Raw genomic sequence first — 22,096 nt, forward strand, 5'->3', positions numbered from 1 at the left:
GTATTGCAGGGGGCCGCTTCGCAGCCCATCGCGACACAAGGCCGCTCCTACAGGCGGGGCGTTTGCCCCGCGCTCCAGCCGTTACTTGTAACGGTGAATATTGGACAGCTGCTTGTTCGGCTGCGGGTTCTTGCGGTAGATCAGCGCCTTCTTGCCGATGGTCTGCACCAGTTCGGCGCGGCCGGCCTTGCACAGCTCGGCGATGACGGCAGCACGTTCTTCACGGTCTTCCGAGCGGATTTCGACCTTGATCAGCTCGTGATCGACCAGGGCGCGTTCCAGTTCGGCGACCACGCCTTCATTCAAACCATTGCCCGCGACGATCAGAACCGGCTTCAGGTCATGACCAATGGACTTGTATTGCTTCTTCTGCTCGTTGTTGAGCGGCATAATCTGACCCTTTTCGTCTGATTCTGTAAAATTGACGGGCATTTTACCCGAGGGCCTGTGGCTCCGCCCAGTCAAACACGACGCATATCATCGAGGTGCCCCGTGGTACAACGTTCCAAAAGCAGCGCAAACTGGCTGCGCGAGCATTTCAACGACCCCTTCGTCAAGCAGGCGCAGAAGGACGGCTACCGTTCGCGCGCCAGTTACAAGCTGCTGGAGATCCAGGAAAAGGACAAACTCATCCGCCCTGGCATGAGCGTGATCGACCTCGGCGCGGCCCCTGGTGGCTGGTCGCAGGTGACTAGCCGTCTGATCGGCGGGCAGGGGCGGCTGATCGCCTCGGACATCCTGGAAATGGACGCCATCGCCGACGTGACCTTCATCCAGGGTGACTTCACCAAGGACGAGGTGCTTGCGCAAATCCTGCAGGCCGTGGGCGATTCGCACGTGGACCTTGTGATTTCCGACATGGCCCCCAATATGAGTGGTACGCCCGCGGTGGATATCCCGCGCGCCATGTTCCTCTGCGAGCTCGCACTGGACCTGGCGAGCCGCGTACTGCGCCCTGGCGGCGACTTCCTGATCAAGATCTTCCAGGGTGAAGGTTTCGACGTTTACCTGAAGGAAGTGCGCAGCAAGTTCGACAAGGTGCAGATGCGCAAGCCTTCGTCGTCGCGGGACCGCTCCCGTGAGCAGTACCTGCTGGGGCGAGGATTCAAGGGGGCGTGAGCGGTTTTGCGTGGTGACCGATAGTTATTTCCAATCGGCCACTGCGTCAGGATCGTCCGAACTTCGTGTAGTCTAGCTTTCACAAAGGGTTACAGACGGTGCCTGCGTGTGCGTAGGTAATGTAGTAAGTTAGGGCGATGAATATCATGCGAGGCACGGTTGCGTCGTGCGCCGGCCTCAGAGGGTAGCGAATTGAACGACATGGCAAAGAATCTGATCCTCTGGTTGATCATCGCCGCCGTCCTGGTGACGGTGATGAACAACTTCTCGAGCCCTAACGAGCCGCAGACCCTCAACTATTCCGACTTCATCCAGCAGGTCAAGGATGGCAAGGTCGAGCGCGTGACCGTCGACGGCTACATCATTACCGGCAAGCGCACCGACGGCGACAATTTCAAGACCGTCCGTCCGGCCATCACCGACAATGGTCTGATCGGCGACCTGGTCGACAATCACGTCACCGTCGAAGGCAAGCAACCTGAACAGCAGAGCATCTGGACGCAGCTGCTGGTCGCGAGCTTCCCGATCCTGGTGATCATCGCCGTGTTCATGTTCTTCATGCGCCAGATGCAGGGCGGAGCGGGCGGCAAGGGCGGCCCGATGAGCTTCGGCAAGAGCAAGGCGCGCCTGCTGTCCGAAGACCAGGTGAAAACCACCCTGGCTGACGTCGCCGGTTGCGACGAGGCCAAGGAAGAAGTCGGTGAGCTGGTCGAGTTCCTGCGTGACCCGGGCAAGTTCCAGCGCCTGGGCGGCCGCATCCCGCGTGGCGTGCTGATGGTCGGCCCGCCAGGTACCGGTAAGACCCTGCTGGCCAAGGCCATCGCTGGCGAAGCCAAGGTGCCGTTCTTCACCATTTCCGGCTCCGACTTCGTCGAGATGTTCGTCGGCGTGGGTGCCAGCCGTGTGCGCGACATGTTCGAGCAGGCTAAAAAGCACGCACCGTGCATCATCTTCATCGACGAGATCGACGCTGTTGGTCGCCACCGTGGCGCCGGCATGGGCGGCGGTCACGACGAGCGTGAGCAAACCCTCAACCAGCTGCTGGTGGAGATGGACGGCTTCGAGATGAACGATGGCATCATCGTCATTGCCGCCACCAACCGCCCGGACGTGCTCGACCCTGCGCTGCTGCGCCCGGGCCGCTTCGACCGCCAGGTGGTGGTCGGCCTGCCGGACATTCGCGGTCGCGAGCAAATCCTCAAGGTGCACATGCGCAAGGCGCCGCTGGGCGAGAACGTCAACGCGGCCGTCATCGCCCGTGGTACACCAGGCTTCTCCGGTGCCGACCTTGCCAATCTGGTCAACGAGGCGTCGCTGTTCGCTGCCCGGGCTGGCAAGCGCCTGGTCGAGATGAAAGAGTTCGAACTGGCCAAAGACAAGATCATGATGGGCGCCGAGCGCAAGACCATGGTCATGTCCGAGAAAGAGAAGCAGAATACCGCTTATCACGAAGCCGGCCACGCCATCGTCGGTCGCGTCGTGCCCGAGCATGACCCGGTCTACAAGGTGTCGATCATCCCGCGCGGTCGCGCCTTGGGCGTGACCATGTTCCTGCCCGAAGAAGATCGCTACAGCCTGTCCAAGCGCGCGCTGATCAGCCAGATCTGCTCGCTGTACGGCGGCCGTATCGCCGAAGAGATGACCCTGGGCTTCGATGGCGTGACCACCGGTGCCTCCAACGACATCATGCGTGCCAGCCAGATCGCCCGGAACATGGTCACCAAGTGGGGCCTGTCCGAGAAGCTCGGCCCGCTGATGTACGCCGAAGAAGAAGGCGAAGTGTTCCTCGGTCGCAGCGCCGGCAGCCAGCACGCCAGCGTGTCGGGCGAGACCGCCAAGCTGATCGACTCCGAGGTGCGCAGCATCATCGACCAGTGCTACGCCACGGCCAAGCAGATCCTCACCGATAACCGTGACAAGCTCGACGCCATGGCCGAGGCCTTGATGAAGTACGAAACCATCGATGCCGACCAGATCGACGACATCATGGCTGGCCGCACCCCGCGCGAGCCGCGCGACTGGGACAACGATGCCGGTACTTCTGGCAACCAGGCCTCCCAGGGTGACCGTCCAGAATCGCCGATCGGCGGGCCAGCTGCACAGCACTAAGGCTTTCTATGACCTCACAGCAGTACCCGACCCGGTTGCCTTGCGGCAACCGGGTTCTTGATTTGTCCCGTACCCATGTCATGGGCATCCTCAACATCACCCCCGACTCGTTCTCCGATGGTGGTCGCTTCAGCCAGCGTGACGAAGCCCTGCGCCACGCCGAAGCGATGGTGGCGGCCGGTGCCACGCTGATCGATATCGGCGGCGAGTCGACCCGCCCCGGCGCCCGGGCAGTGTCGCCCACCGAGGAGCTGGAGCGCGTCGCGCCAATGGTCGAGGCGATCAACAGCCGCCTGGACGTGGTCATCTCGGTCGATACCTCAACGCCCGCCGTGATGCGCGAGTCGGCCCGCCTGGGCGCCGGCCTGATCAACGACGTGCGCGCCCTGGAGCGCGATGGTGCGCTGGACGCGGCAGCCGATACCGGCCTGCCGGTGTGCCTGATGCACATGCGTGGCGAGCCGGGTAACATGCAGGACAACCCGCACTACGACGATGTAACCGCCGATGTAGGGCGCTACCTGGAGCAGCGCATGGCAGCCTGTGCGGCCGTCGGCATTGCTGCCGAGCGCATCATCCTCGACCCGGGCTTCGGTTTCGCCAAGACCCTGGCGCACAACCTGAGCTTGTTCAAGCACATGGAAGCGCTCTATCGCCTGGGGCGGCCATTGCTGGTGGGGGTGTCGCGCAAAAGCATGATCGGCCTCACCCTGGACCGCCCAGTCGACGAGCGGCTGTATGGCAGCCTGGCCCTGGCTGCATTGGCCATGACCAAGGGCGCGAGCATCCTGCGCGTGCACGATGTGGCCGAGACTGTCGACGTGGTGCGCATGATCGCCGCCGTACAAAGCGCCGAATAAGAACACTGGAGTCCCTATGAGCAGAAAATACTTTGGTACCGATGGTATCCGTGGCCGCGTTGGCCAGTTTCCCATCACCCCGGACTTCATGCTGAAACTCGGCTGGGCCGCAGGCATGGCCTTCCGCAAGCATGGCAACTGCCGCGTACTGGTGGGCAAGGACACGCGGATCTCGGGCTACATGTTCGAGTCCGCGCTCGAGGCCGGCCTGTCCGCCGCCGGCGCCGACGTGCTGCTGCTGGGCCCGATGCCCACACCTGCCATCGCCTACCTGACCCGTACCTTCCACGCCGAAGCCGGCATCGTCATCAGTGCCTCGCACAACCCGCACGACGACAATGGCATCAAGTTCTTCTCCGGCAATGGCACCAAGCTGCCGGACGAAGTCGAGCTAATGATCGAGGAGTTGCTCGACCAGCCGATGACCGTGGTCGAGTCGGGCAAGCTGGGCAAGGTATCGCGCATCAACGATGCCGCGGGCCGCTATATCGAATTCTGCAAGAGCAGCGTACCTACCAGCACCAGCTTCGCCGGGCTGAAGATCGTGGTCGACTGCGCCCACGGTGCCACCTACAAGGTCGCCCCCAGCGTGTTCCGTGAGCTGGGCGCCGAGGTTACCGTGCTGCACGCAGCCCCCGATGGCCTGAACATCAACGAAAACTGCGGCTCGACCCATATCGAATCGCTGCAGGCTGCCGTGCTGGTGGGCCATGCCGACCTGGGCATTGCCTTCGACGGTGACGGTGACCGCGTGCTGATGGTCGACCACACTGGCGCCATCGTTGACGGTGACGAGCTGCTGTACATCATCGGCCGCGACCTGCACGACCGTGGCAAGCTGCAGGGTGGCGTGGTCGGCACCCTGATGAGCAACCTGGGCCTGGAACTTGCGTTCAAGGAACTGGACATCCCGTTCGTGCGGGCCAAGGTCGGTGATCGCTACGTGATGGCCGAGCTGCTCGAGCGCGACTGGCTGCTCGGTGGTGAGAACTCCGGGCACGTGGTGTGCTGCAACCACACCACCACCGGTGATGCGATCATCGCCGCGCTGCAGGTGCTGATGGCGCTCAAGCGCCGCGGCGAAAACCTTGCCCAGGCCCGCCAGGGCGTGCGCAAGTGCCCGCAGGTGCTGATCAACGTGCGCTTCGAGGCCGGCAAGGACGACCCGCTGCAAAACCCGTTGGTCCAGGAGGCCAGTGCCAAGGCTACCGAGGCCATGGCCGGCCGCGGCCGCGTGCTGCTGCGCAAGTCTGGCACCGAGCCGCTGGTGCGGGTGATGGTCGAGGGTGACGACGAAGGTCAGGTGCGCGGCCATGCCGAAGCCCTGGCCAGGCTGGTCACAGAAGTTTGTGCCTGAAAGAGGCTTGCCAGCGCAGATCGGGTTGGGTAAGATCTGCGCCCACTTTGACCGACGAGGTAAAGCATGCGTCGCCCCATGGTAGCTGGTAACTGGAAGATGCACGGTACCCGCGCCAGCGTCGCTGAGCTGACCCAGGGCTTGAGCGAAATGCTCGTTCCCGACGGTATCGAAGTTGCGGTGTTTCCACCGGCCCTGTTCATCAACGAAGTTGTCGATGGGCTCAAAGGCAAGGGGATCATCGTAGGTGCACAGAATTCTGCAATACAGCCTGAACAAGGCGCGCTGACCGGCGAAGTTGCACCGAGTCAGTTGGCTGAAGTGGGTTGCAAGTTGGTCTTGATTGGCCATTCCGAGCGTCGCCAGATTATCGGCGAAAGTGACGAAGTGCTGAATCAGAAGTTTGCAGCGGCTCAGAAAAGTGGTTTGACGCCGGTGCTCTGTGTAGGGGAAACTCTCGAAGAGCGCGAGGCAGGCAAGACGCTGGAAGTTGTAGGGCGTCAACTAAGCAGTGTTATCGACGTGTTCGGTATCAAGGCTTTTGCCAATGCAGTCATTGCCTATGAGCCTGTTTGGGCCATTGGTACTGGTTTGACGGCCTCGCCCCAGCAAGCCCAGGATGTGCACGCCGCCATCCGCAAGCAGCTGGCCGTGATGGACGCCGAAGTTGCCGGTAACGTGCAGCTTCTCTACGGCGGCAGCGTGAAGGCGGCCAATGCGGCCGAACTGTTCGGCATGCCGGATATCGATGGGGGGCTCATTGGTGGAGCGTCCCTGAACGCAGACGAATTCGGTGCAATTTGTCGCGCCGCAGGAAACTGAACAAATGCTGGAAACAGTTATCGTTGTTTTTCATCTGTTGGCAGCGCTGTCGCTGGTAGTGCTGGTTCTGCTGCAACAGGGTAAAGGTGCCGAAGCAGGTGCATCTTTCGGCGCAGGTGCTTCTAATACTGTGTTCGGGAGCCAAGGCTCTGCAACGTTCCTAAGTAAATTGACTGCTATACTCGCTGCCACTTTCTTTTTGACAGCACTTGGGTTAGGATACTTCGCGAAGCAACAAGCTCACCAGCTTGGCCAAGCCGGTCTTCCAGATCCTGCGGTGCTTGAAGTTAAAGAGCAGCAAAAGCCGGCAGTTAATGATGACGTACCGGTGCTCCAACAGCAGAAGAGCGAAACCACCACTAACCCTGGTGACGTACCTCCTCCGGCTCAAGAGCAGAAGTAACGGGTTTCAAAAGTAGTATTGCCGAGGTGGTGGAATTGGTAGACACGCAACCTTGAGGTGGTTGTGCCCATAGGGTGTAGGGGTTCGAGTCCCCTTCTCGGTACCAATTGAAGCATGAGAGCCCGCTTTGAGCGGGCTTTCTTGCAGGTGGAGGTCGGATTGACCCTGTACAGGGTTCGGTCTTATACTTTCGCCCCAGCTTTGTCGCGGGGTGGAGCAGCTTGGTAGCTCGTCGGGCTCATAACCCGAAGGTCGTTGGTTCAAATCCAGCCCCCGCAACCAGTTTTAGCAAAGCCCCTTTTAAGGGGCTTTTTGCTAGCCGACAGTTTTGGCGTCGTTGTCCAACGGCGCTTTCAGGGATGGGCGTTTCGCCCATTTTTTATTTGCACAGCATGCACGAGGGGGTTCAGGTGTCGAGCAAGCTAGAACAGTTGCAGGCCTTGTTGGCCCCGGTTGTCGAGGGTCTGGGCTATCAGTGCTGGGGGATCGAATACGTCTCTCAGGGCAAGCATTCGGTACTGCGCGTCTATATCGACAAGGAAGGCGGCATTCTGGTGGAGGACTGCGAAGCGGTCAGCCGTCAGGCCAGCGCCATCCTCGACGTGGAAGATCCGATCAGCAGTGAATATACCCTCGAGGTGTCCTCTCCAGGCATGGATCGCCCGCTGTTCACTCTGGAACAGTTTGCCTCGCATGCCGGCGAACAAGTGAAGATCAAGCTGCGCACGCCTTTTGAAGGGCGTCGTAACTTCCAGGGCCTTCTCCGCGGTGTGGAGGAGCAGGATGTGGTGGTCCAGGTGGACAGTCATGAGTTCCTGCTGCCGATCGACTCGATCGACAAGGCCAATATTATTCCCAGTTTTGACTGAGACGTGCCGGGCCCGGCGGATATTCCGGGCCCAATGGCTTGCGCAAGGCGAGGCGTACGATGAGCAAAGAAGTACTGCTGGTTGTTGAATCGGTATCCAACGAGAAAGGTGTACCGCCCGGCGTCATTTTCGAAGCGCTGGAAGTGGCCTTGGCCACTGCGACCAAAAAACGTTTTGAGGACGAAGTCGACCTGCGTGTGGAAATCAACCGCCACACCGGTAGCTACGAGACCTTCCGCCGCTGGACCGTGGTCGACGAAAACGACCTGGACGACCCGGCGATCGAGACCTGGCTGGAAAAGATCCAGGACACGCACCCGGACGCCAAGGTCGGTGACGTGATCGAAGAGAAGATCGAGTCGATCGAATTCGGCCGCATCGCCGCCCAGACCGCCAAGCAGGTCATCGTGCAGAAGGTCCGCGAGGCCGAGCGCGCCCAGGTGGTCGATGCCTACCGCGAGCGCGTGGGCGAGATCATCTCCGGTACCGTGAAGAAGGTCACCCGCGACAACGTCATCGTCGACCTGGGCAACAACGCCGAAGCGTTGCTGGCCCGTGAAGACATCATTCCCCGTGAGACCTTCCGTGTTGGCGTGCGTCTGCGTGCGCTGCTCAAGGAAATCCGCACCGAGAACCGCGGCCCTCAGCTGATCCTGTCGCGCACCGCGCCACAGATGCTGATCGAGCTGTTCCGCATCGAAGTGCCGGAAATCGCCGAAGGCCTCATCGAAGTCATGGCCGCCTCCCGTGATCCGGGTTCGCGTGCCAAGATCGCCGTCCGCTCGAAGGACAAGCGCATCGACCCGCAAGGTGCCTGTATCGGCATGCGTGGTTCGCGCGTCCAGGCCGTATCCGGCGAGTTGGGTGGTGAGCGTGTGGATATCGTCCTGTGGGACGAGAACCCGGCGCAGTTCGTCATCAACGCCATGTCGCCGGCAGAGGTTGCCGCGATCATCGTTGACGAGGACGCCCATGCGATGGATATCGCCGTTGCCGAAGACAACCTGGCCCAGGCTATCGGCCGTGGCGGCCAGAACGTCCGTCTGGCCAGCCAGCTGACCGCCTGGACCCTGAACGTGATGACCGAGAAGGACATCCAGGCCAAGCAACAGGCTGAAACCGGCGACATCCTGCGCAATTTCATCGATGAACTGGAAGTCGACGAGGAGCTGGCACAAGTGCTGGTCGACGAAGGCTTCACCAGCCTCGAAGAAATTGCCTACGTACCGTTGGAAGAAATGCTCAACATCGATGGCTTTGACGAGGACATCGTCAATGAGCTCCGCGCTCGAGCCAAGGACCGTTTGTTGACCAAGGCCATCGCTACCGAAGAAAAACTGGCAGACGCCCATCCGGCTGAAGACCTGCTCTCCCTCGAGGGCATGGACAAAGACCTGGCGGCCGAACTGGCGGTGCGCGGCGTGGTTAACCGCGAAGACCTGGCCGAGCAGTCGATCGACGATCTGCTCGACATCGACGGCATCGACGAAGAGCGTGCCGGCAAGTTGATCATGGCCGCCCGAGCCCACTGGTTCGAGTAATTAGGCGCGGCCTGAGGAGAGAAGTGCATGACGCAAGTCACGGTGAAAGAACTGGCCCAAGAGGTCGAGGCACCGGTAGAGCGCCTGCTGCAGCAGATGCGTGAGGCAGGTCTGCCGCACACCGACGCCGGTCAGGTAGTGACCGACAATGAGAAGCAGACCCTGCTGACTCATTTGAAGAGCAGCCACAAGAGCAAGGCGGAAGAGCCGCGCAAGATTACCTTGCAGCGCAAGACCACCAGCACGCTGCGTGTCGCCGGTAGCAAGAGCATCAGCGTAGAAGTACGCAAGAAGAAAGTATTCGTGCAGCGCAGCCCGGAAGAGATCCAGGCTGAGCAGAAACGCGAGCAGGAAGAGCGCCGCGCCGCTGAAAACGCCGCGCGCGAGAAGGTCGAGGCCGAAGTTCGCCAGCGCAACGAGGAGCAGGCACGCCGTCAGGCCGCCGAGGCCCCGGCCGCTGCGCCTGCGCCTGCGCCGAAGGCTGAGCCGGCTCCGGTCGCGGCCCCGGTAGTGGCCAACGCGCCGGTGTCCGAAGACGCCGCCGCCCGTGCTGCCGAGCGCAAGAAAGACGAGACCCGCCGCAACGAAAGCCGTTCCCGTGACGACGACCGTCGCGGCGGTGGCCCGGCTGCCGCCGGCCGTGGCGATGCGCCGCGCATGTCGGTCAAGGTCAAGGTCAAGGAGAAGGAAAAGGCTCCGACTCCACGCGCAGCCCCCCGTACCACCGACGAAGAAAGCGATGGCTTCCGTCGTCGCGGCGGCAAGGGCAAAGGCAAGAAGCGCAACCAGCACGGCTTCCAGAACCCGACCGGCCCGGTCATTCGTGACGTCACCATCGGCGAAACCATCACGGTTTCGGAGCTGGCCAACCAGATGTCCGTCAAGGGCGCTGAAGTGGTCAAGTTCATGTTCAAGCTGGGTACCCCGGTCACCATCAACCAGGTGCTCGACCAGGAAACCGCTCAGCTGGTCGCCGAAGAGCTCGGCCACAAGGTCACCCTGGTCAGCGACACTGCCCTGGAAGACTCCCTGGCCGAATCGCTGAAGTTCGAAGGCCAGACCGAGTCGCGTGCTCCGGTCGTGACCGTCATGGGTCACGTTGACCATGGTAAAACCTCGCTGCTCGACTACATCCGTCGTGCCAAGGTTGCTGCCGGCGAAGCCGGTGGTATCACCCAGCACATCGGTGCCTACCACGTCGAAACCGACCGTGGCATGGTCACCTTCCTCGACACCCCGGGCCACGCTGCGTTTACCCAGATGCGTGCCCGTGGTGCCAAGGCCACCGACATCGTCATCCTGGTGGTGGCGGCGGACGACGGCGTGATGCCGCAGACCCGCGAAGCCGTACAGCACGCGAAAGCTGCTGGCGTGCCGCTGGTGGTTGCAGTGAACAAGATCGACAAGCCAGGTGCAGACCTGGACCGCATCCGCAACGAGCTGTCCGTCGAAGGCGTGACCTCCGAGGACTGGGGTGGTGACACCCCGTTCGTCAAGGTTTCGGCGAAGATGGGTACCGGCGTCGACGAGCTGCTCGAAGCCGTTCTGCTGCAGGCCGAGATCCTCGAGCTCAAGGCCACCCCGACCGCACCTGGTCGTGGTGTCGTGGTCGAGTCGCGCCTGGACAAGGGCCGCGGCCCGGTGGCTACCATCCTGGTTCAGGACGGTACCCTGCGTCAGGGCGACATGGTCCTGGTCGGCTCCAACTATGGCCGCGTGCGCGCCATGCTCGACGAGAACGGCAAGCCGGTGAAAGAAGCCGGCCCGTCGATCCCGGTCGAAATTCTTGGCCTGGACGGTACTCCCGACGCTGGCGAAGAGATGTCGGTGGTTGCCGACGAGAAGAAAGCCCGTGAAGTTGCCCTGTTCCGTCAAGGCAAGTTCCGCGAGGTCAAGCTGGCCCGTGCTCACGCCGGCAAGCTGGAAAACATCTTCGAGACCATGGGTCAGGAAGAGAAGAAGACCCTCAACATCGTCCTCAAGACCGATGTGCGTGGTTCGCTCGAGGCGCTGCAGGGTTCGCTCGGCGGCCTGGGCAACGACGAAGTTCAGGTTCGCGTGATCGGTGGCGGCGTCGGTGGTATCACCGAGAGCGACGCCAACCTGGCACTGGCCTCGAACGCGGTGCTGTTCGGCTTCAACGTGCGTGCCGATGCCGGTGCGCGCAAGATCGTCGAGCAGGAAGGTCTGGATATGCGTTACTACAACGTGATCTACGACATCATCGAAGACGTCAAGAAGGCCCTGACCGGCATGCTCGGCAGCGATGTTCGCGAGAACATCCTGGGCGTGGCCGAAGTGCGCGACGTGTTCCGTTCGCCGAAGTTCGGTGCCATCGCCGGCTGTATGGTCATCGAGGGTACTGTGTACCGCAACCGTCCGATCCGCGTACTGCGCGACGACGTGGTGATCTTCGAAGGCGAGCTGGAATCGCTGCGTCGCTTCAAGGACGATGCTGCCGAAGTGCGTAACGGCATGGAGTGCGGTATTGGCGTCAAGAGCTACAACGACGTCAAGGTCGGCGACAAGATCGAAGTCTTCGAGAAAGTCCAGGTGGCTCGTACCCTGTAAGGGTGAGCCCGTTGCCAACCCCCGTTGCAGGGCGGTTGGCAGCGTCTCTGCAGGCAGCGCCCGGTCAGGCCAGAAGCTTGACCGGGCGTTTGCCGCTTTAAGTTACAGGTAGCCAGAATGGCCAAAGAATATAGCCGTACCCAACGCATTGGCGATCAGATGCAGCGCGAGCTGGCCGAGCTGATCCGCCGCGAAGTCAAGGACCCACGCGTGGGCCTTGTGACCATCACCGCCGTCGACGTCAGCCGCGACCTGGGCCACGCCAAGGTGTTCATCACCGTCATGGGCGAAGAAACCCCGGACGCCGTGCAGCAGTCGCTCAAGGCCCTGAACAGCGCCGCGAGCTTCCTGCGCCTGCACCTGGGCCGCTCGATGCAACTGCGCAGCGTGCCGCAACTGCACTTCCACTTCGACGAAAGCGTCAGCCGCGGTGTCCACCTGTCGGCACTGATCGAGCGCGCGGTCGCCGAAGACCGTCTGCACAAGGATGCCGACAAGCCGGACGCCGAGGAGTAAGCGGTGGCCCAGGTCAAACGTATCCGCCGCAACGTCAGCGGCATCATCCTGCTCGACAAGCCGCTGGGGTTCACCTCCAACGCCGCGCTGCAAAAAGTTCGCTGGTTGCTCAACGCGGAAAAGGCCGGCCACACCGGCAGCCTCGACCCGCTGGCCAGTGGCGTGCTACCGCTGTGCTTCGGTGAAGCCACCAAGTTCTCGCAGTACCTGCTCGATTCCGACAAGGGCTACGAGACGGTGATGCAGATGGGCCAGACCACTACCACCGGGGATGCTGAAGGCGAAGTCCTGAAAACCCGCGAGGTGACCGTTGGTCGCGCCGACATCGAGGCGGTGATCCCGCGTTTTCGCGGGCAGATCCAGCAGATACCGCCGATGTACTCGGCCCTCAAGCGCGATGGCCAGCCGCTGTATAAACTGGCGCGTGCAGGGGAAGTAGTGGAGCGCGAGGCGCGTTCTGTTACTATTGGCCGGCTTGAACTGCTCGAGTGCGAAGGCACCCGTGCACGCCTGTCGGTTGGCTGCAGCAAAGGCACCTATATCCGTACGCTGGTCGAGGATATGGGCGAGGCGTTGGGCTGTGGTGCCTACGTCGCCGAATTGCGCCGTACCCAGGCAGGCCCCTTCGAACTGGCGCAGACCGTCACCCTCGAAGCGCTCGAAGCGGCCCACGCCGAAGGTGGCAACGAAGCGCTTGATCGCTTCCTGATGCCGTCCGACAGCGGGCTGCAGGACTGGCCGCTGGTGCTGTTGTCCGAGCACAGTTCGTTTTACTGGCTGCATGGCCAGGCAGTACGCGCCCCGGATGCCCCACAATTCGGCATGGTCCGGGTGCAGGATCACAATGGTCGCTTCATCGGTATCGGTGAAGTGAGCGAAGACGGGCGCATTGCGCCGCGTCGGCTGATTCGGTCGGAATGACCGAACCCACAGGGCGAGGTCAACGCTTTGCCCTGCGGACTCGAGGATGGCTGTCAGTAGGCACGGTCATTACTCTTTTTATTAATACAGGGATCCAGTCCCTGGCCTATTGGACCCCGCTTGCGGGTTCCGTTTATCAGGAGAAGCCAAATGGCCCTCAGCGTCGAAGAAAAAGCCCAAATCGTTGCAGACTATCAGCAAGCCCAAGGCGACACCGGTAGCCCGGAAGTTCAGGTTGCCCTGCTGACCTTCAACATCAACAAGCTGCAAGGCCACTTCAAGGCCAACGAAAAAGACCACCACTCGCGTCGTGGCCTGATTCGCATGGTTAACCAGCGTCGTAAGCTGCTGGACTACCTGAAGGGCAAAGACACCACTCGTTACAGCGCCCTGATCGGTCGCCTGGGCCTGCGTCGCTAATAGCGGCCTGGTCAGTGGTGTGCATGGCGTGTCGCAAGCTTCGGCTATGCTGCTTCGCAGCATTGTCGTCGGGCACGCCACGCGTATCTCCGAGGTTGGCAGCCTGGCAATGCTGAGCGGATTATTCCGTTTGGCGCCAGGCTCCCAGCCTCGTGTTGTATCTGGACGGTCAATGGGGCCGATTCCCCGTTCTGCCCAAGAATTCGCAAGAACCAGTTCCCCCAAGAGCCACTGAAAAGGTAGGAAACCGTGAACCCGGTAATCAAGAAATTCCAGTTCGGTCAATCGACCGTTACTCTCGAAACGGGCCGCATTGCCCGTCAGGCAACCGGCGCCGTGCTGGTTACCGTCGACAACGACGTTACCGTGCTGGTGACCGTGGTCGGTGCCAAGCAAGCCGACCCGGGCAAGGGCTTCTTCCCGCTGTCCGTGCACTACCAGGAAAAAACCTACGCCGCCGGCAAGATCCCTGGTGGTTTCTTCAAGCGTGAAGGCCGTCCTTCCGAGAAAGAGACCCTGACCTCGCGCCTGATCGACCGCCCGATCCGCCCGCTGTTCCCGGAAGGCTTCATGAACGAAGTGCAGGTTGTCTGCACCGTGGTTTCGACCAGCAAGAAGACCGACCCGGACATCGCCGCGATGATCGGTACCTCGGCTGCCCTGGCGATCTCCGGCATTCCGTTCGAAGGCCCGATCGGCGCTGCCCGCGTTGCCTTCCACGAAAGCACCGGCTACCTGCTGAACCCGACCTACGAGCAGCTGCAGGCTTCGAGCCTGGACATGGTCGTGGCCGGTACCGAATCGGCTGTACTGATGGTTGAGTCGGAAGCCCAAGAGCTGACCGAAGACCAGATGCTGGGCGCCGTACTGTTCGCCCACGACGAATTCCAGGCTGTGATCAAGGCGGTCAAAGAGCTGGCTGCCGAAGCTGCCAAGCCGACCTGGGACTGGAAACCCGCCGTTGCCAACACCGAGCTGTTCAACGCCATCCGCGCTGAGTTCGGCGAAGCCGTTTCCCAGGGCTACACCATCACCGTCAAGGCCGACCGCTATGCGCGCCTGGGCGAGCTGCGTGACCAGGCCATCGCCAAGTTCTCCGGCGAAGAAGGCCAGCCATCGGCCGGCGAAGTCAAAGATATCTTCGGCGAAATCGAATACCGCACCGTTCGCGAAAACATCGTCAACGGCAAGCCACGTATCGACGGCCGCGACACCAAGACCGTGCGCCCGCTGAACATCGAAGTCGGTGTTCTGCCAAAAACCCACGGCTCGGCCCTGTTCACCCGTGGTGAAACCCAGGCCCTGGTGGTTGCCACCCTCGGTACCGCCCGTGACGCCCAGCTGCTGGATACCCTCGAAGGCGAGAAGAAAGACCCCTTCATGCTGCACTACAACTTCCCGCCGTTCTCGGTGGGCGAGTGTGGCCGCATGGGCGGTGCTGGCCGTCGCGAAATCGGTCACGGCCGTCTGGCCCGCCGTTCGGTCCAGGCCATGCTGCCTGCCGCTGACGTCTTCCCCTACACCATCCGTGTAGTGTCGGAAATCACCGAATCCAACGGTTCCAGCTCCATGGCCTCGGTCTGCGGTGCTTCGCTGGCCCTGATGGACGCCGGTGTACCGATGAAGGCGCCGGTTGCCGGTATCGCCATGGGCCTGGTCAAGGAAGGCGAGAAGTTCGCCATCCTCACCGACATCCTCGGTGACGAAGACCACCTGGGCGACATGGACTTCAAGGTTGCCGGTACCGCCAAAGGCGTTACCGCACTGCAGATGGACATCAAGATCAACGGCATCACCGAAGAGATCATGGAAATCGCCCTGGGCCAGGCCCTGGAAGCGCGCCTGAACATCCTCGGCCAGATGAACCAGATCATCGGCGAGTCGCGTACCGAGCTGTCGGCCAATGCCCCGACCATGATCGCGATGAAGATCGACACCGACAAGATCCGTGACGTCATCGGCAAAGGCGGCGCCACCATCCGCGCCATCTGCGAAGAAACCAAGGCTTCGATCGACATCGAAGACGACGGCTCGATCAAGATCTTCGGCGAAACCAAGGAAGCGGCAGATGCTGCCAAGCAGCGCATCCTGGGCATCACCGCCGAGGCCGAGATCGGCAAGATCTACGTCGGCAAGGTCGAGCGCATTGTCGACTTCGGCGCCTTCGTCAACATCCTGCCGGGCAAGGACGGCTTGGTGCACATCTCCATGCTGAGCGATGCTCGCGTCGAGAAAGTCACCGACATCCTGAAAGAAGGCCAGGAAGTTGAAGTACTGGTACTGGACGTGGACAACCGCGGCCGTATCAAGCTGTCGATCAAGGACGTTGCCGCTGCCAAGGCATCGGGCGTCTGATTCGGCCTTCGGGCTGAATGCAAGGACCCCTCGGGGGTAGTGCTGTAACCGGGGCCGCATTGCGGCCCATCGCCGGCAAGCCGGCTCCTACAGAAGATCGCGTTCCCTGTAGGAGCCAGCTTGCCGGCGATGGGCTGCAAGGCAGCCCCGGCGGCACTATCACCGAGGGGTTTTTTTATGCCTGCGTTTTTGCAGGGGTGGCTTAAGGCAGTGAGCCCAGGATATCGGCCAGCTCATCCCGGCTGAGGGTATTCGCGCGAAGGGCGGCCAACACATCCTCCTTCCTCAGCAAGGGCTTGCCGGCGCTGTTCGCATCGATATCCGACAGCCACAGCGGGTCGATCAGCCTGCCTGCGTACTGCGCCTGCACCGGGACCTGTTCATGGGCGATCACACCCTTGTGGTACAGGTACAGGATGTAGCGCTCATGCCCCTCGGCAAAGGCCTTGTCGGGGTACAGGCTGGTGCCGGGCGGTAGCATGTAATCGTTGCCGTCCTCCACGGGGGCTTCGATGCGCAAAGGCACGCGGGTTGAGATCGGCGAGGTGGCCGGGCCGCAGGAGAGGTTGCCGAGCAGTACTGCATTGCCCAAAAGCGACGCGGCCAGCCAGATGCGAAGGCTGCCACCTGCAAGAATTCTGCTTCTCACCATCTACCTCTGCACTCCTTGCGCGATCAATCGACCGGTTGCTGGGCCACAGGCCAATGTTATACCCAGGCAGGGCCGAACAGCTGCCTGGCGCACTTGCATCTTGCACGCAGCAAACCGGCCCGGATTGCAAATTGCACGACTGATGATCGCGTGGATTGTACCTAACTCATTGTTTTTAAAGGGAGCAAGCGAAACGAAAAAGCTGGCACGTGGCGTGCAATCTATCTGTTACCTGCCGCCAAAAACCACGGCGCAGACCTTTCGAACAACAGGAGTGACCCACATGAAGAAGTTCGCCATTGCTGCCGCTACTGCTACCGCTCTGACCCTGACCATGGCTAACGCGGCATTCGCCCAGCAGTCCACCCAGGCCCCGATGCAGCTTGCGGCCGGTGAGGTGACCAAAGCCAAGGAAGCGACCTCCGACACCTGGATCACCACCAAGGTGAAGGCTGACCTGATGACCGAGAAAGGCGTGCCAGGCAGCGACATCAAGGTCGAAACCAACAAAGGTGTGGTTTCGCTGTCCTCGGATGTGGCCATCACCGATGCGCAGAAAGAGATGGCCGTTGCCATCGCCAAGAAGATCAAGGGCGTACAGGCCGTCTCGGCTGATGGCCTGAAAGCCGAGTAAGGAATGTCCCGTCGGCCAAAGGGAATTGGCCAACCTATCCCGCAAAAACCCCGGCATCTGCCGGGGTTTTTGTTTGTTGTCGAGCCCGATCTTGCTGGCTTGCAGGGCCCTGTAGGAGCCGGCTTGCCGGCGATGAGGCCGGCACAGGCTGCGCAGCCGCAGGATGCTCAATTGACCGGGTTACGCGCCACCACCTCACTCTCGTAACACACCTGCTCGACGATCAGCGGCTCCACCAGCGGCCGGCTGTCACGAAAATGCGCGGTGTGGGTATGGGCCTCATAGGCCGCGTCATCCTGGTAGATCTCGTACAGGTAGATCACGTCAGGGTCTTCACGGTCCTGGGACACATCGAACACCAGGCAGCCCGGCTCGGTGGCCACGGAAGCAGCCGCGTTGGCCTGGATGGCGGTCAGAAAGGCGTCGGCGCTGCCGGGCTTTACCCGGGTCTTGATAAACAGGCTGTACACAGATCACTCCTTTTGTTTTAAATTCTATTATGAATTGTATACAAAAATAGGAGTGCTACCCATGTCCGATCTACCCAGCCGCCCGGGCCGCCTGAATGGCCTGCGCCATATCGCTTTGCTGGTACCCAACCTGGAGGAGTGCGAGCGCTTCTACGTCGATGTGCTGGGCATGCAGGTGCTGAACCGCGCCAACGAAGACCTGGTGTACCTCACCTGCGGCAACGACAACCTGTCGCTGGGGCGCGGGGCGATGGCGGCCAATGGCTTCCAGACCTTGGACCACTACGGCTTCATCGTCGACAGCGCGGAGGAGCTGGAGGCCTGGTACCAGTACTTCAAGGCCCGTGGCGTGACCCTGCTGGACCGCCCGTTCAACCATGGTGACGGGGCGCGCAGTTTTCATTTGCTGGACCCGGCGGGGAACAAGGTGCAGCCGCTGTATCATCCGGCGGTGTCGGGGCAGCGGTTGGCGTGACGGGCTGAGGGCCCCATCGCCGGCAAGCCGGCTCCTACAGAAGATTGCGTTCCCTGTAGGAGCCGGCTTGCCGGCGATGGAGGCGACACGCTGTTACCGGTTACTCGGCATCCAGGTGCATCGGCGTGACTACCCGGCCATCGCTCTGCGGCTGGCCGAGGGTAGCGTCGATGAAGTACACGCGGTCGTCTTCGAGCTGTCCCTTGTCGACCAGGTAGTCCTTGATGCTGCTGGCCCGTTCCTGGCCCAGGTTACGCAGCAACACGGCGCTCTCGGCCCAGGACTTGATCACCGCCTCGCGCAGCTTGGCGGTGCGCTCGTCGCGGCCCAGTTGCTGCCATTCGGCCGGTGGCTGCTGTTTCAGGCGGTTGCGGTAGATGCCTTCAAGCATCGCCGGCTTGTCGCTGTCGTCCACCACCAGCAGCGAGGCATTGGCCGGCACCTTGTCGCCCCGGCGCTGCAGGATCTTGTACCAGGTGGCCTGGTACTCACGCTCCAGGCGCTGCTGGGCGATCAGCGGGCCATCGCTGGCCTGGGCGGCGGTGCCCTCGATCTCCAGGCGCAGCTCTGGGCGTTCCTTGAGCGCCGAGGCCAGCTTGTCGAGGGCGCCCTGGGCGTCGGGGGTGAGGTCGCTGGAACCCGGGGCGAACGACACGTTGCCCAGGTCCTCGGCGCCGCCGCCGGAAATCAGCCCGCCAATGAACTTGAATGGCGCCTGGGCCGCGCGCAGCACCAGGTTGCGCAGGGTCTGCCAGACAATCGGCATCACGCTGAACTGCGGGTTGTTCAGGTCACCCGTTACCGGCAGCTCGATGGAGATCTTGCCCTCGGTATCTTTAAGCAGCGCGATGGCCAGGCGGATCGGCAGGTCCACCGCGTCGGGGCTGTCGACCTTCTCACCCAACTGCAACTGTTCCACCACCACCTTGTTCTCGGCCTTGAGCTGGCCGTTGGTGATCAGGTAGTGCAAATCGAGGTTCAGCCGCCCCTTGCGGATGCGGAAGCCCGCGAACTTGCCGGAGTAGGGGGTCAGGGTGGTCAGCTCGACGCGCTTGAAGCTGGTGGCGATGTCCAGGCTGGCCAGCGGGTTGAACGGGTTGAGCGCGCCCTTGATGGTCACCGGTGCATAACGGTCGACCTTGCCCTTCACGTCGACCTTGGCCGGCACCGACTTGCGGTTGTCGATGGTGCCGATCTGGCCATTGAGCTGCTGCACGGCGGTGGCGAAGTTGGGGGTGAGGGTGAGGTCGGCGAAGTTGGCCGAGCCGTCGTTGATGTTGATCTGGCCGATGTGAATGCCCAGCGGCTTTTCGGCACTGGCGCTTTTGCTGGCGGCCGGCTTCTGGCTGGCGGCAGGTGCCCCGGCCGGTTGCGGGATCAGCAGGTCATCGACGTTGGTGGTGCGGTCTTCGTTGATGATGAAGCGCGCGTAGGGCTGCAGCAGGGTCACCTTGTCGATCGACAGGGCGTCGCCGTGCACGTACGACAGGCCATCGACGTTGACCTGCTGCCATTTGACGAAGTCGCGGTTCTTGATGGTGTCGAGGGTGTGCAACTGGTTGACCTGGGCCTTGCCGGTGATGGCGAAGGCCAGCGGTGCGGTGTTCTTCAGGTCGACTTTCAGGTCGCTGGAGAGCATGCCGCTGCGCAGCTCCAGGCGGATGAACGGGCTGATGTAGGCCTGGGCCACGCGCAGGTCGATGTCGCGGGTGGCTACATCCAGCTTGGCGGTGACCGGCGCCAGGTTGACCTGGCCGGCCGCCTGCAATTTGCCCTGTTTGCCCACGCCGGTGTCGAGCTTGAGGGTGAAGGGTGACTGGTTGAGGCTGTCGAAGTTTTGCAAGTCGAGGTTGAGCGGGCCGACGTCCAGCGCCACCGGCTCTTTCTGGCTGCGGTCGGCCAGGTGCACCAGATAGTTGCGCGCCTGGACATCCTTGAGCAACACCTGCCAGGGCTTGCTGGGCGCCTTGGCGGCCTTCTCTTTATCGGTCGGTTCGGCGGCGGCGGGTTCGGCCTTCTCTTTTGCCGTGGCCTTGGCCGGCTGGCTGGCGAACAGTTTCTGCCAGTCGAGCTGGCCGTCCTTTTCCAGTGCCGCCCAGGTTTCCAGCTTCTCGCTGCGCACCTTGCCGACGGTGACCAGCTGCTTGGCAAGGTCAATGGAGGTTTCACTCACCTCAAGGCTGGCCAGACGCGCCAGCGGGCGGCCGTCCGGGGCCTGGATGGCGAAGGGGGCGACCCGCAGCTGGACGTTGTCCAGCAGCAGCTCGGTGTCTTTGGCGAGGTTGAGCTTGTAGTGGGTCTGGAGGTTCACCACCCCGTCTTCGAGCACCAGCGGCACGGCGTCGCGTACGTAGGGCCAGAACAGCTTCATCTTGCCGTCGGCGATCTTCAAGGTGCCCTCGGAGGCAATCGGCGCCAGGCTCAGGGTGCCGCTCCAGTCGATACGCCCGCCATTTGGGCCGTTGGCCACCAGGGTCATGTCGGCGTTGTCGTTGGGCAGGGTGCTGAGGTTTTTCAGCTCAAGGTTCATCGCGTCGTAGAGGAACTCGATCGGCTCGCTGGGGCGCAGGTCCTCGAAATGCAGGTAGCCTTCGTTGAGCTTGATGCTGCCGATGCGCAGCGGGAACGGGTCGCTGGGCGGCTGGTCGGCCTTGGGTTCGCTGGGCGGCAGTTTGAACAGCTGGGTCAGGTTGAGGCTGCCGTCCTTGGCGAACAACAGCTCGGTGCGCGGCTTGTCCAGCTCCACCGCGTCCAGGTGCAGGGCCTTGGTCCACAGGCTGTCCAGCGACAGGTTGGCGTACAGGCGTTCGAAGCCTACCTGCTCTTTGCCGGGCTCGCCGATCTGCAGGCCCCACAGGGTCAGCTCGAGGCTGAACGGGTTGAGCTCGATGCGCTGCAGGTGGGCCGGCAGCGTGGCGTACTGGGCCAGTTGCTGGTTGGCGATGCGCAGGGCAATGCCGGGGAGTATGAGGAAGCCGAGCAGGCTGTACAGGGCCACGAGGGCCAGCAGGGCGCCGACGGCGCGGGTCAATCCTTTGGGCATGTGTCGCATCGTCTGTATCAGGCTGGGGTGCTTGGAGTATGGCACGTTAAATGGGTTCCGCTGAGCCGACCAAAATACCTTATTCAAGGCCCATGCGCCGCCGGGCGCGGTGCGCCGAGCCATCGCGCATGGCCCAGCGCAACAACGGTGCGGTCCTGGCCAGGCCCAGGCGCACCAGGCGCCGTTCCAGTGCCGATTGCTCAAGGCTGAGCATTTGCGCGGCCCAGCCCGGCAGCAGGTCGATACCGGCCTTGAGCATCAACTTGCCGACCGGCTCGGCCAGGCGGCTGGGGGCCGGGGCGCGCAGCAGAATGTCGACCACCTCCAAGCTACGGGCACTGCATTGCAGTTGTGGGCGCAGGCGTTGCAGGTAGGCCTCCACTTCCACGCAGGAGCGCGGCACGTCGCGCGCCCCCAGGCGTTCGGCAATCAGGGCGATCTCGTTGTAGTAGGCATCTTGCTGCGCGCGCGGCAGGTGCGGGTTGCGGTAGCGCAGGTGGGCGGCGAGGAAGCTGCTCACCTCGGCCACGTGCACCCAGGTCAGCAGGTCGGGGTCGCTGGCGGCATAGGGGCGCCCGTCGGGGGCGGTGCCGACCACCTGCAGGTGAATGGTGCGCACCTTGTCGATCAGCCATTCGGCATCGCGCAGCGAGCCGAAGGTGGTGCCGGAGATGAACTGGCTGGTCCGGCGCAGGCGCCCGAGCAGGTCGTGGCGAAAGTTCGAGTGGTCCCATACCCCGGCCAGGGCCAGCGGGTGCAGCAGTTGCAGCAGCAATGCGCTGATGCCGCCCACCAGCATGCTGGGGAAGTCACCGTGCACCTGCCAGCTGATGCTTTGCGGGCCGAACAGCCCCGGGTCGCCCTTGGGCGTTTCCAGGTCGAGCTGGCCGAGGGCCAGCCCGGTGAGGCTCATGACCTGGGTTTCGATACGGCGGCGTAGGGCTTGCATGGCGGCCTTG

At 62.3% G+C, this 22,096-nt stretch carries 20 protein-coding genes and 2 tRNA genes; 17 read left to right on the plus strand and 5 right to left on the minus strand.

The genetic code is table 11. The features are described from left to right. Positions 1-81: 81 nt before the first annotated feature. Positions 82-390, minus strand: coding sequence for a ribosome assembly RNA-binding protein YhbY (yhbY, locus tag KSS94_RS03720; protein WP_060509368.1), 309 nt, complete (start codon positions 388-390; stop codon positions 82-84). Between the two features lie 102 nt (positions 391-492). Between yhbY and rlmE the strand changes: the two genes are divergently transcribed. The 15 genes from rlmE (at position 493) to pnp (ending at position 15,863) form a co-directional block, all read left to right on the plus strand. Continuing rightward, positions 493-1,119 carry a 23S rRNA (uridine(2552)-2'-O)-methyltransferase RlmE gene (gene rlmE / locus KSS94_RS03725; RefSeq protein WP_217841717.1) on the plus strand — a complete coding sequence of 209 codons (627 nt, stop codon included), beginning with the start codon at positions 493-495 and terminating at the stop codon, positions 1,117-1,119. 201 nt (positions 1,120-1,320) lie between these two features. Beyond that, complete coding sequence (ftsH, locus tag KSS94_RS03730; RefSeq protein WP_217841718.1) at positions 1,321-3,228, plus strand: ATP-dependent zinc metalloprotease FtsH; 1,908 nt, start codon at positions 1,321-1,323, stop codon at positions 3,226-3,228. 8 nt (positions 3,229-3,236) lie between these two features. Then, positions 3,237-4,088, plus strand: a complete 852-nt coding sequence (gene folP, locus KSS94_RS03735; RefSeq protein WP_217841719.1) for a dihydropteroate synthase — start codon at positions 3,237-3,239, stop codon at positions 4,086-4,088. A 16-nt stretch (positions 4,089-4,104) separates the two neighbouring features. Continuing rightward, complete coding sequence (glmM, locus tag KSS94_RS03740) at positions 4,105-5,445, plus strand: phosphoglucosamine mutase (RefSeq protein ID WP_217841720.1); 1,341 nt, start codon at positions 4,105-4,107, stop codon at positions 5,443-5,445. Between the two features lie 66 nt (positions 5,446-5,511). Further along, the gene (tpiA, locus tag KSS94_RS03745) at positions 5,512-6,267 is read left to right on the plus strand and encodes a triose-phosphate isomerase (RefSeq protein ID WP_217841721.1); all 756 of its coding nucleotides are present in this window, start codon (positions 5,512-5,514) and stop codon (positions 6,265-6,267) included. Between the two features lie 4 nt (positions 6,268-6,271). After that, the gene (secG, locus tag KSS94_RS03750) at positions 6,272-6,670 is read left to right on the plus strand and encodes a preprotein translocase subunit SecG (RefSeq protein ID WP_217841722.1); all 399 of its coding nucleotides are present in this window, start codon (positions 6,272-6,274) and stop codon (positions 6,668-6,670) included. A 20-nt stretch (positions 6,671-6,690) separates the two neighbouring features. After that, positions 6,691-6,776 (plus strand) — tRNA-Leu (locus tag KSS94_RS03755). A gap of 99 nt (positions 6,777-6,875) precedes the next feature. Further along, positions 6,876-6,952, plus strand: a tRNA-Met gene (locus KSS94_RS03760). A gap of 128 nt (positions 6,953-7,080) precedes the next feature. Beyond that, positions 7,081-7,539, plus strand: coding sequence for a ribosome maturation factor RimP (gene rimP, locus KSS94_RS03765; protein WP_217843515.1), 459 nt, complete (start codon positions 7,081-7,083; stop codon positions 7,537-7,539). A gap of 59 nt (positions 7,540-7,598) precedes the next feature. Then, positions 7,599-9,080, plus strand: coding sequence for a transcription termination factor NusA (gene nusA / locus KSS94_RS03770; protein WP_217841723.1), 1,482 nt, complete (start codon positions 7,599-7,601; stop codon positions 9,078-9,080). Between the two features lie 27 nt (positions 9,081-9,107). Beyond that, positions 9,108-11,651, plus strand: a complete 2,544-nt coding sequence (gene infB, locus KSS94_RS03775) for a translation initiation factor IF-2 (RefSeq protein WP_217841724.1) — start codon at positions 9,108-9,110, stop codon at positions 11,649-11,651. A gap of 117 nt (positions 11,652-11,768) precedes the next feature. Next, positions 11,769-12,167 carry a 30S ribosome-binding factor RbfA gene (gene rbfA, locus KSS94_RS03780; protein ID WP_025340699.1) on the plus strand — a complete coding sequence of 133 codons (399 nt, stop codon included), beginning with the start codon at positions 11,769-11,771 and terminating at the stop codon, positions 12,165-12,167. 3 nt (positions 12,168-12,170) lie between these two features. After that, positions 12,171-13,088 carry a tRNA pseudouridine(55) synthase TruB gene (gene truB / locus KSS94_RS03785; RefSeq protein ID WP_217841725.1) on the plus strand — a complete coding sequence of 306 codons (918 nt, stop codon included), beginning with the start codon at positions 12,171-12,173 and terminating at the stop codon, positions 13,086-13,088. Positions 13,089-13,238: 150 nt separating this feature from the next. After that, positions 13,239-13,508, plus strand: coding sequence for a 30S ribosomal protein S15 (gene rpsO / locus KSS94_RS03790; protein WP_110735089.1), 270 nt, complete (start codon positions 13,239-13,241; stop codon positions 13,506-13,508). 249 nt (positions 13,509-13,757) lie between these two features. Next, complete coding sequence (gene pnp / locus KSS94_RS03795) at positions 13,758-15,863, plus strand: polyribonucleotide nucleotidyltransferase (RefSeq protein WP_217841726.1); 2,106 nt, start codon at positions 13,758-13,760, stop codon at positions 15,861-15,863. A 202-nt stretch (positions 15,864-16,065) separates the two neighbouring features. Here the strand turns inward: pnp and KSS94_RS03800 are convergent, their stop codons facing one another. Beyond that, positions 16,066-16,515 carry a hypothetical protein gene (locus KSS94_RS03800; RefSeq protein ID WP_217841727.1) on the minus strand — a complete coding sequence of 150 codons (450 nt, stop codon included), beginning with the start codon at positions 16,513-16,515 and terminating at the stop codon, positions 16,066-16,068. 283 nt (positions 16,516-16,798) lie between these two features. On the opposite strand from KSS94_RS03800, the gene KSS94_RS03805 reads away from it, so the two are divergent. Next, the gene (locus KSS94_RS03805) at positions 16,799-17,149 is read left to right on the plus strand and encodes a BON domain-containing protein (protein ID WP_217841728.1); all 351 of its coding nucleotides are present in this window, start codon (positions 16,799-16,801) and stop codon (positions 17,147-17,149) included. Positions 17,150-17,316: 167 nt separating this feature from the next. On the opposite strand, the gene KSS94_RS03810 is transcribed toward KSS94_RS03805, so the two are convergent. Further along, positions 17,317-17,619 (minus strand): heme-binding protein, encoded by a 303-nt coding sequence (locus KSS94_RS03810; RefSeq protein ID WP_217841729.1) that lies wholly within the window; start codon positions 17,617-17,619, stop codon positions 17,317-17,319. Positions 17,620-17,680: 61 nt separating this feature from the next. Between KSS94_RS03810 and KSS94_RS03815 the strand changes: the two genes are divergently transcribed. Further along, on the plus strand, positions 17,681-18,094 hold the full coding sequence (locus KSS94_RS03815) for a VOC family protein (protein ID WP_217841730.1): 414 nt from the start codon (positions 17,681-17,683) through the stop codon (positions 18,092-18,094). A 100-nt stretch (positions 18,095-18,194) separates the two neighbouring features. Here the strand turns inward: KSS94_RS03815 and KSS94_RS03820 are convergent, their stop codons facing one another. Both KSS94_RS03820 and KSS94_RS03825 read right to left on the minus strand, forming a co-directional pair. Beyond that, positions 18,195-21,137: a DUF748 domain-containing protein gene (locus tag KSS94_RS03820; protein ID WP_217841731.1), complete on the minus strand. Its 2,943-nt coding sequence runs from the start codon at positions 21,135-21,137 to the stop codon at positions 18,195-18,197. Positions 21,138-21,216: 79 nt separating this feature from the next. Continuing rightward, positions 21,217-22,086 (minus strand): oxygenase MpaB family protein, encoded by an 870-nt coding sequence (locus KSS94_RS03825; protein ID WP_217841732.1) that lies wholly within the window; start codon positions 22,084-22,086, stop codon positions 21,217-21,219. Positions 22,087-22,096: the final 10 nt, after the last annotated feature.

It is taken from the genome of Pseudomonas fakonensis, assembly GCF_019139895.1.
GTDB lineage: Bacteria > Pseudomonadota > Gammaproteobacteria > Pseudomonadales > Pseudomonadaceae > Aquipseudomonas > Aquipseudomonas fakonensis.

What these genes read in the sequence shown, in the direction of transcription:
- yhbY (WP_060509368.1), bottom strand. Translation starts at nt 390, where the DNA reads ATGCCGCTCAACAACGAGCAGAAGAAGCAATACAAGTCCATTGGTCAT.
- ftsH (WP_217841718.1), top strand. Translation starts at nt 1,321, where the DNA reads ATGGCAAAGAATCTGATCCTCTGGTTGATCATCGCCGCCGTCCTGGTG.
- folP (WP_217841719.1), top strand. Translation starts at nt 3,237, where the DNA reads ATGACCTCACAGCAGTACCCGACCCGGTTGCCTTGCGGCAACCGGGTT.
- glmM (WP_217841720.1), top strand. Translation starts at nt 4,105, where the DNA reads ATGAGCAGAAAATACTTTGGTACCGATGGTATCCGTGGCCGCGTTGGC.
- tpiA (WP_217841721.1), top strand. Translation starts at nt 5,512, where the DNA reads ATGCGTCGCCCCATGGTAGCTGGTAACTGGAAGATGCACGGTACCCGC.
- secG (WP_217841722.1), top strand. Translation starts at nt 6,272, where the DNA reads ATGCTGGAAACAGTTATCGTTGTTTTTCATCTGTTGGCAGCGCTGTCG.
- nusA (WP_217841723.1), top strand. Translation starts at nt 7,599, where the DNA reads ATGAGCAAAGAAGTACTGCTGGTTGTTGAATCGGTATCCAACGAGAAA.
- infB (WP_217841724.1), top strand. Translation starts at nt 9,108, where the DNA reads ATGACGCAAGTCACGGTGAAAGAACTGGCCCAAGAGGTCGAGGCACCG.
- rbfA (WP_025340699.1), top strand. Translation starts at nt 11,769, where the DNA reads ATGGCCAAAGAATATAGCCGTACCCAACGCATTGGCGATCAGATGCAG.
- rpsO (WP_110735089.1), top strand. Translation starts at nt 13,239, where the DNA reads ATGGCCCTCAGCGTCGAAGAAAAAGCCCAAATCGTTGCAGACTATCAG.
- KSS94_RS03800 (WP_217841727.1), bottom strand. Translation starts at nt 16,515, where the DNA reads ATGGTGAGAAGCAGAATTCTTGCAGGTGGCAGCCTTCGCATCTGGCTG.
- KSS94_RS03805 (WP_217841728.1), top strand. Translation starts at nt 16,799, where the DNA reads ATGAAGAAGTTCGCCATTGCTGCCGCTACTGCTACCGCTCTGACCCTG.
- KSS94_RS03815 (WP_217841730.1), top strand. Translation starts at nt 17,681, where the DNA reads ATGTCCGATCTACCCAGCCGCCCGGGCCGCCTGAATGGCCTGCGCCAT.
- KSS94_RS03820 (WP_217841731.1), bottom strand. Translation starts at nt 21,137, where the DNA reads ATGCCCAAAGGATTGACCCGCGCCGTCGGCGCCCTGCTGGCCCTCGTG.
- KSS94_RS03825 (WP_217841732.1), bottom strand. Translation starts at nt 22,086, where the DNA reads ATGCAAGCCCTACGCCGCCGTATCGAAACCCAGGTCATGAGCCTCACC.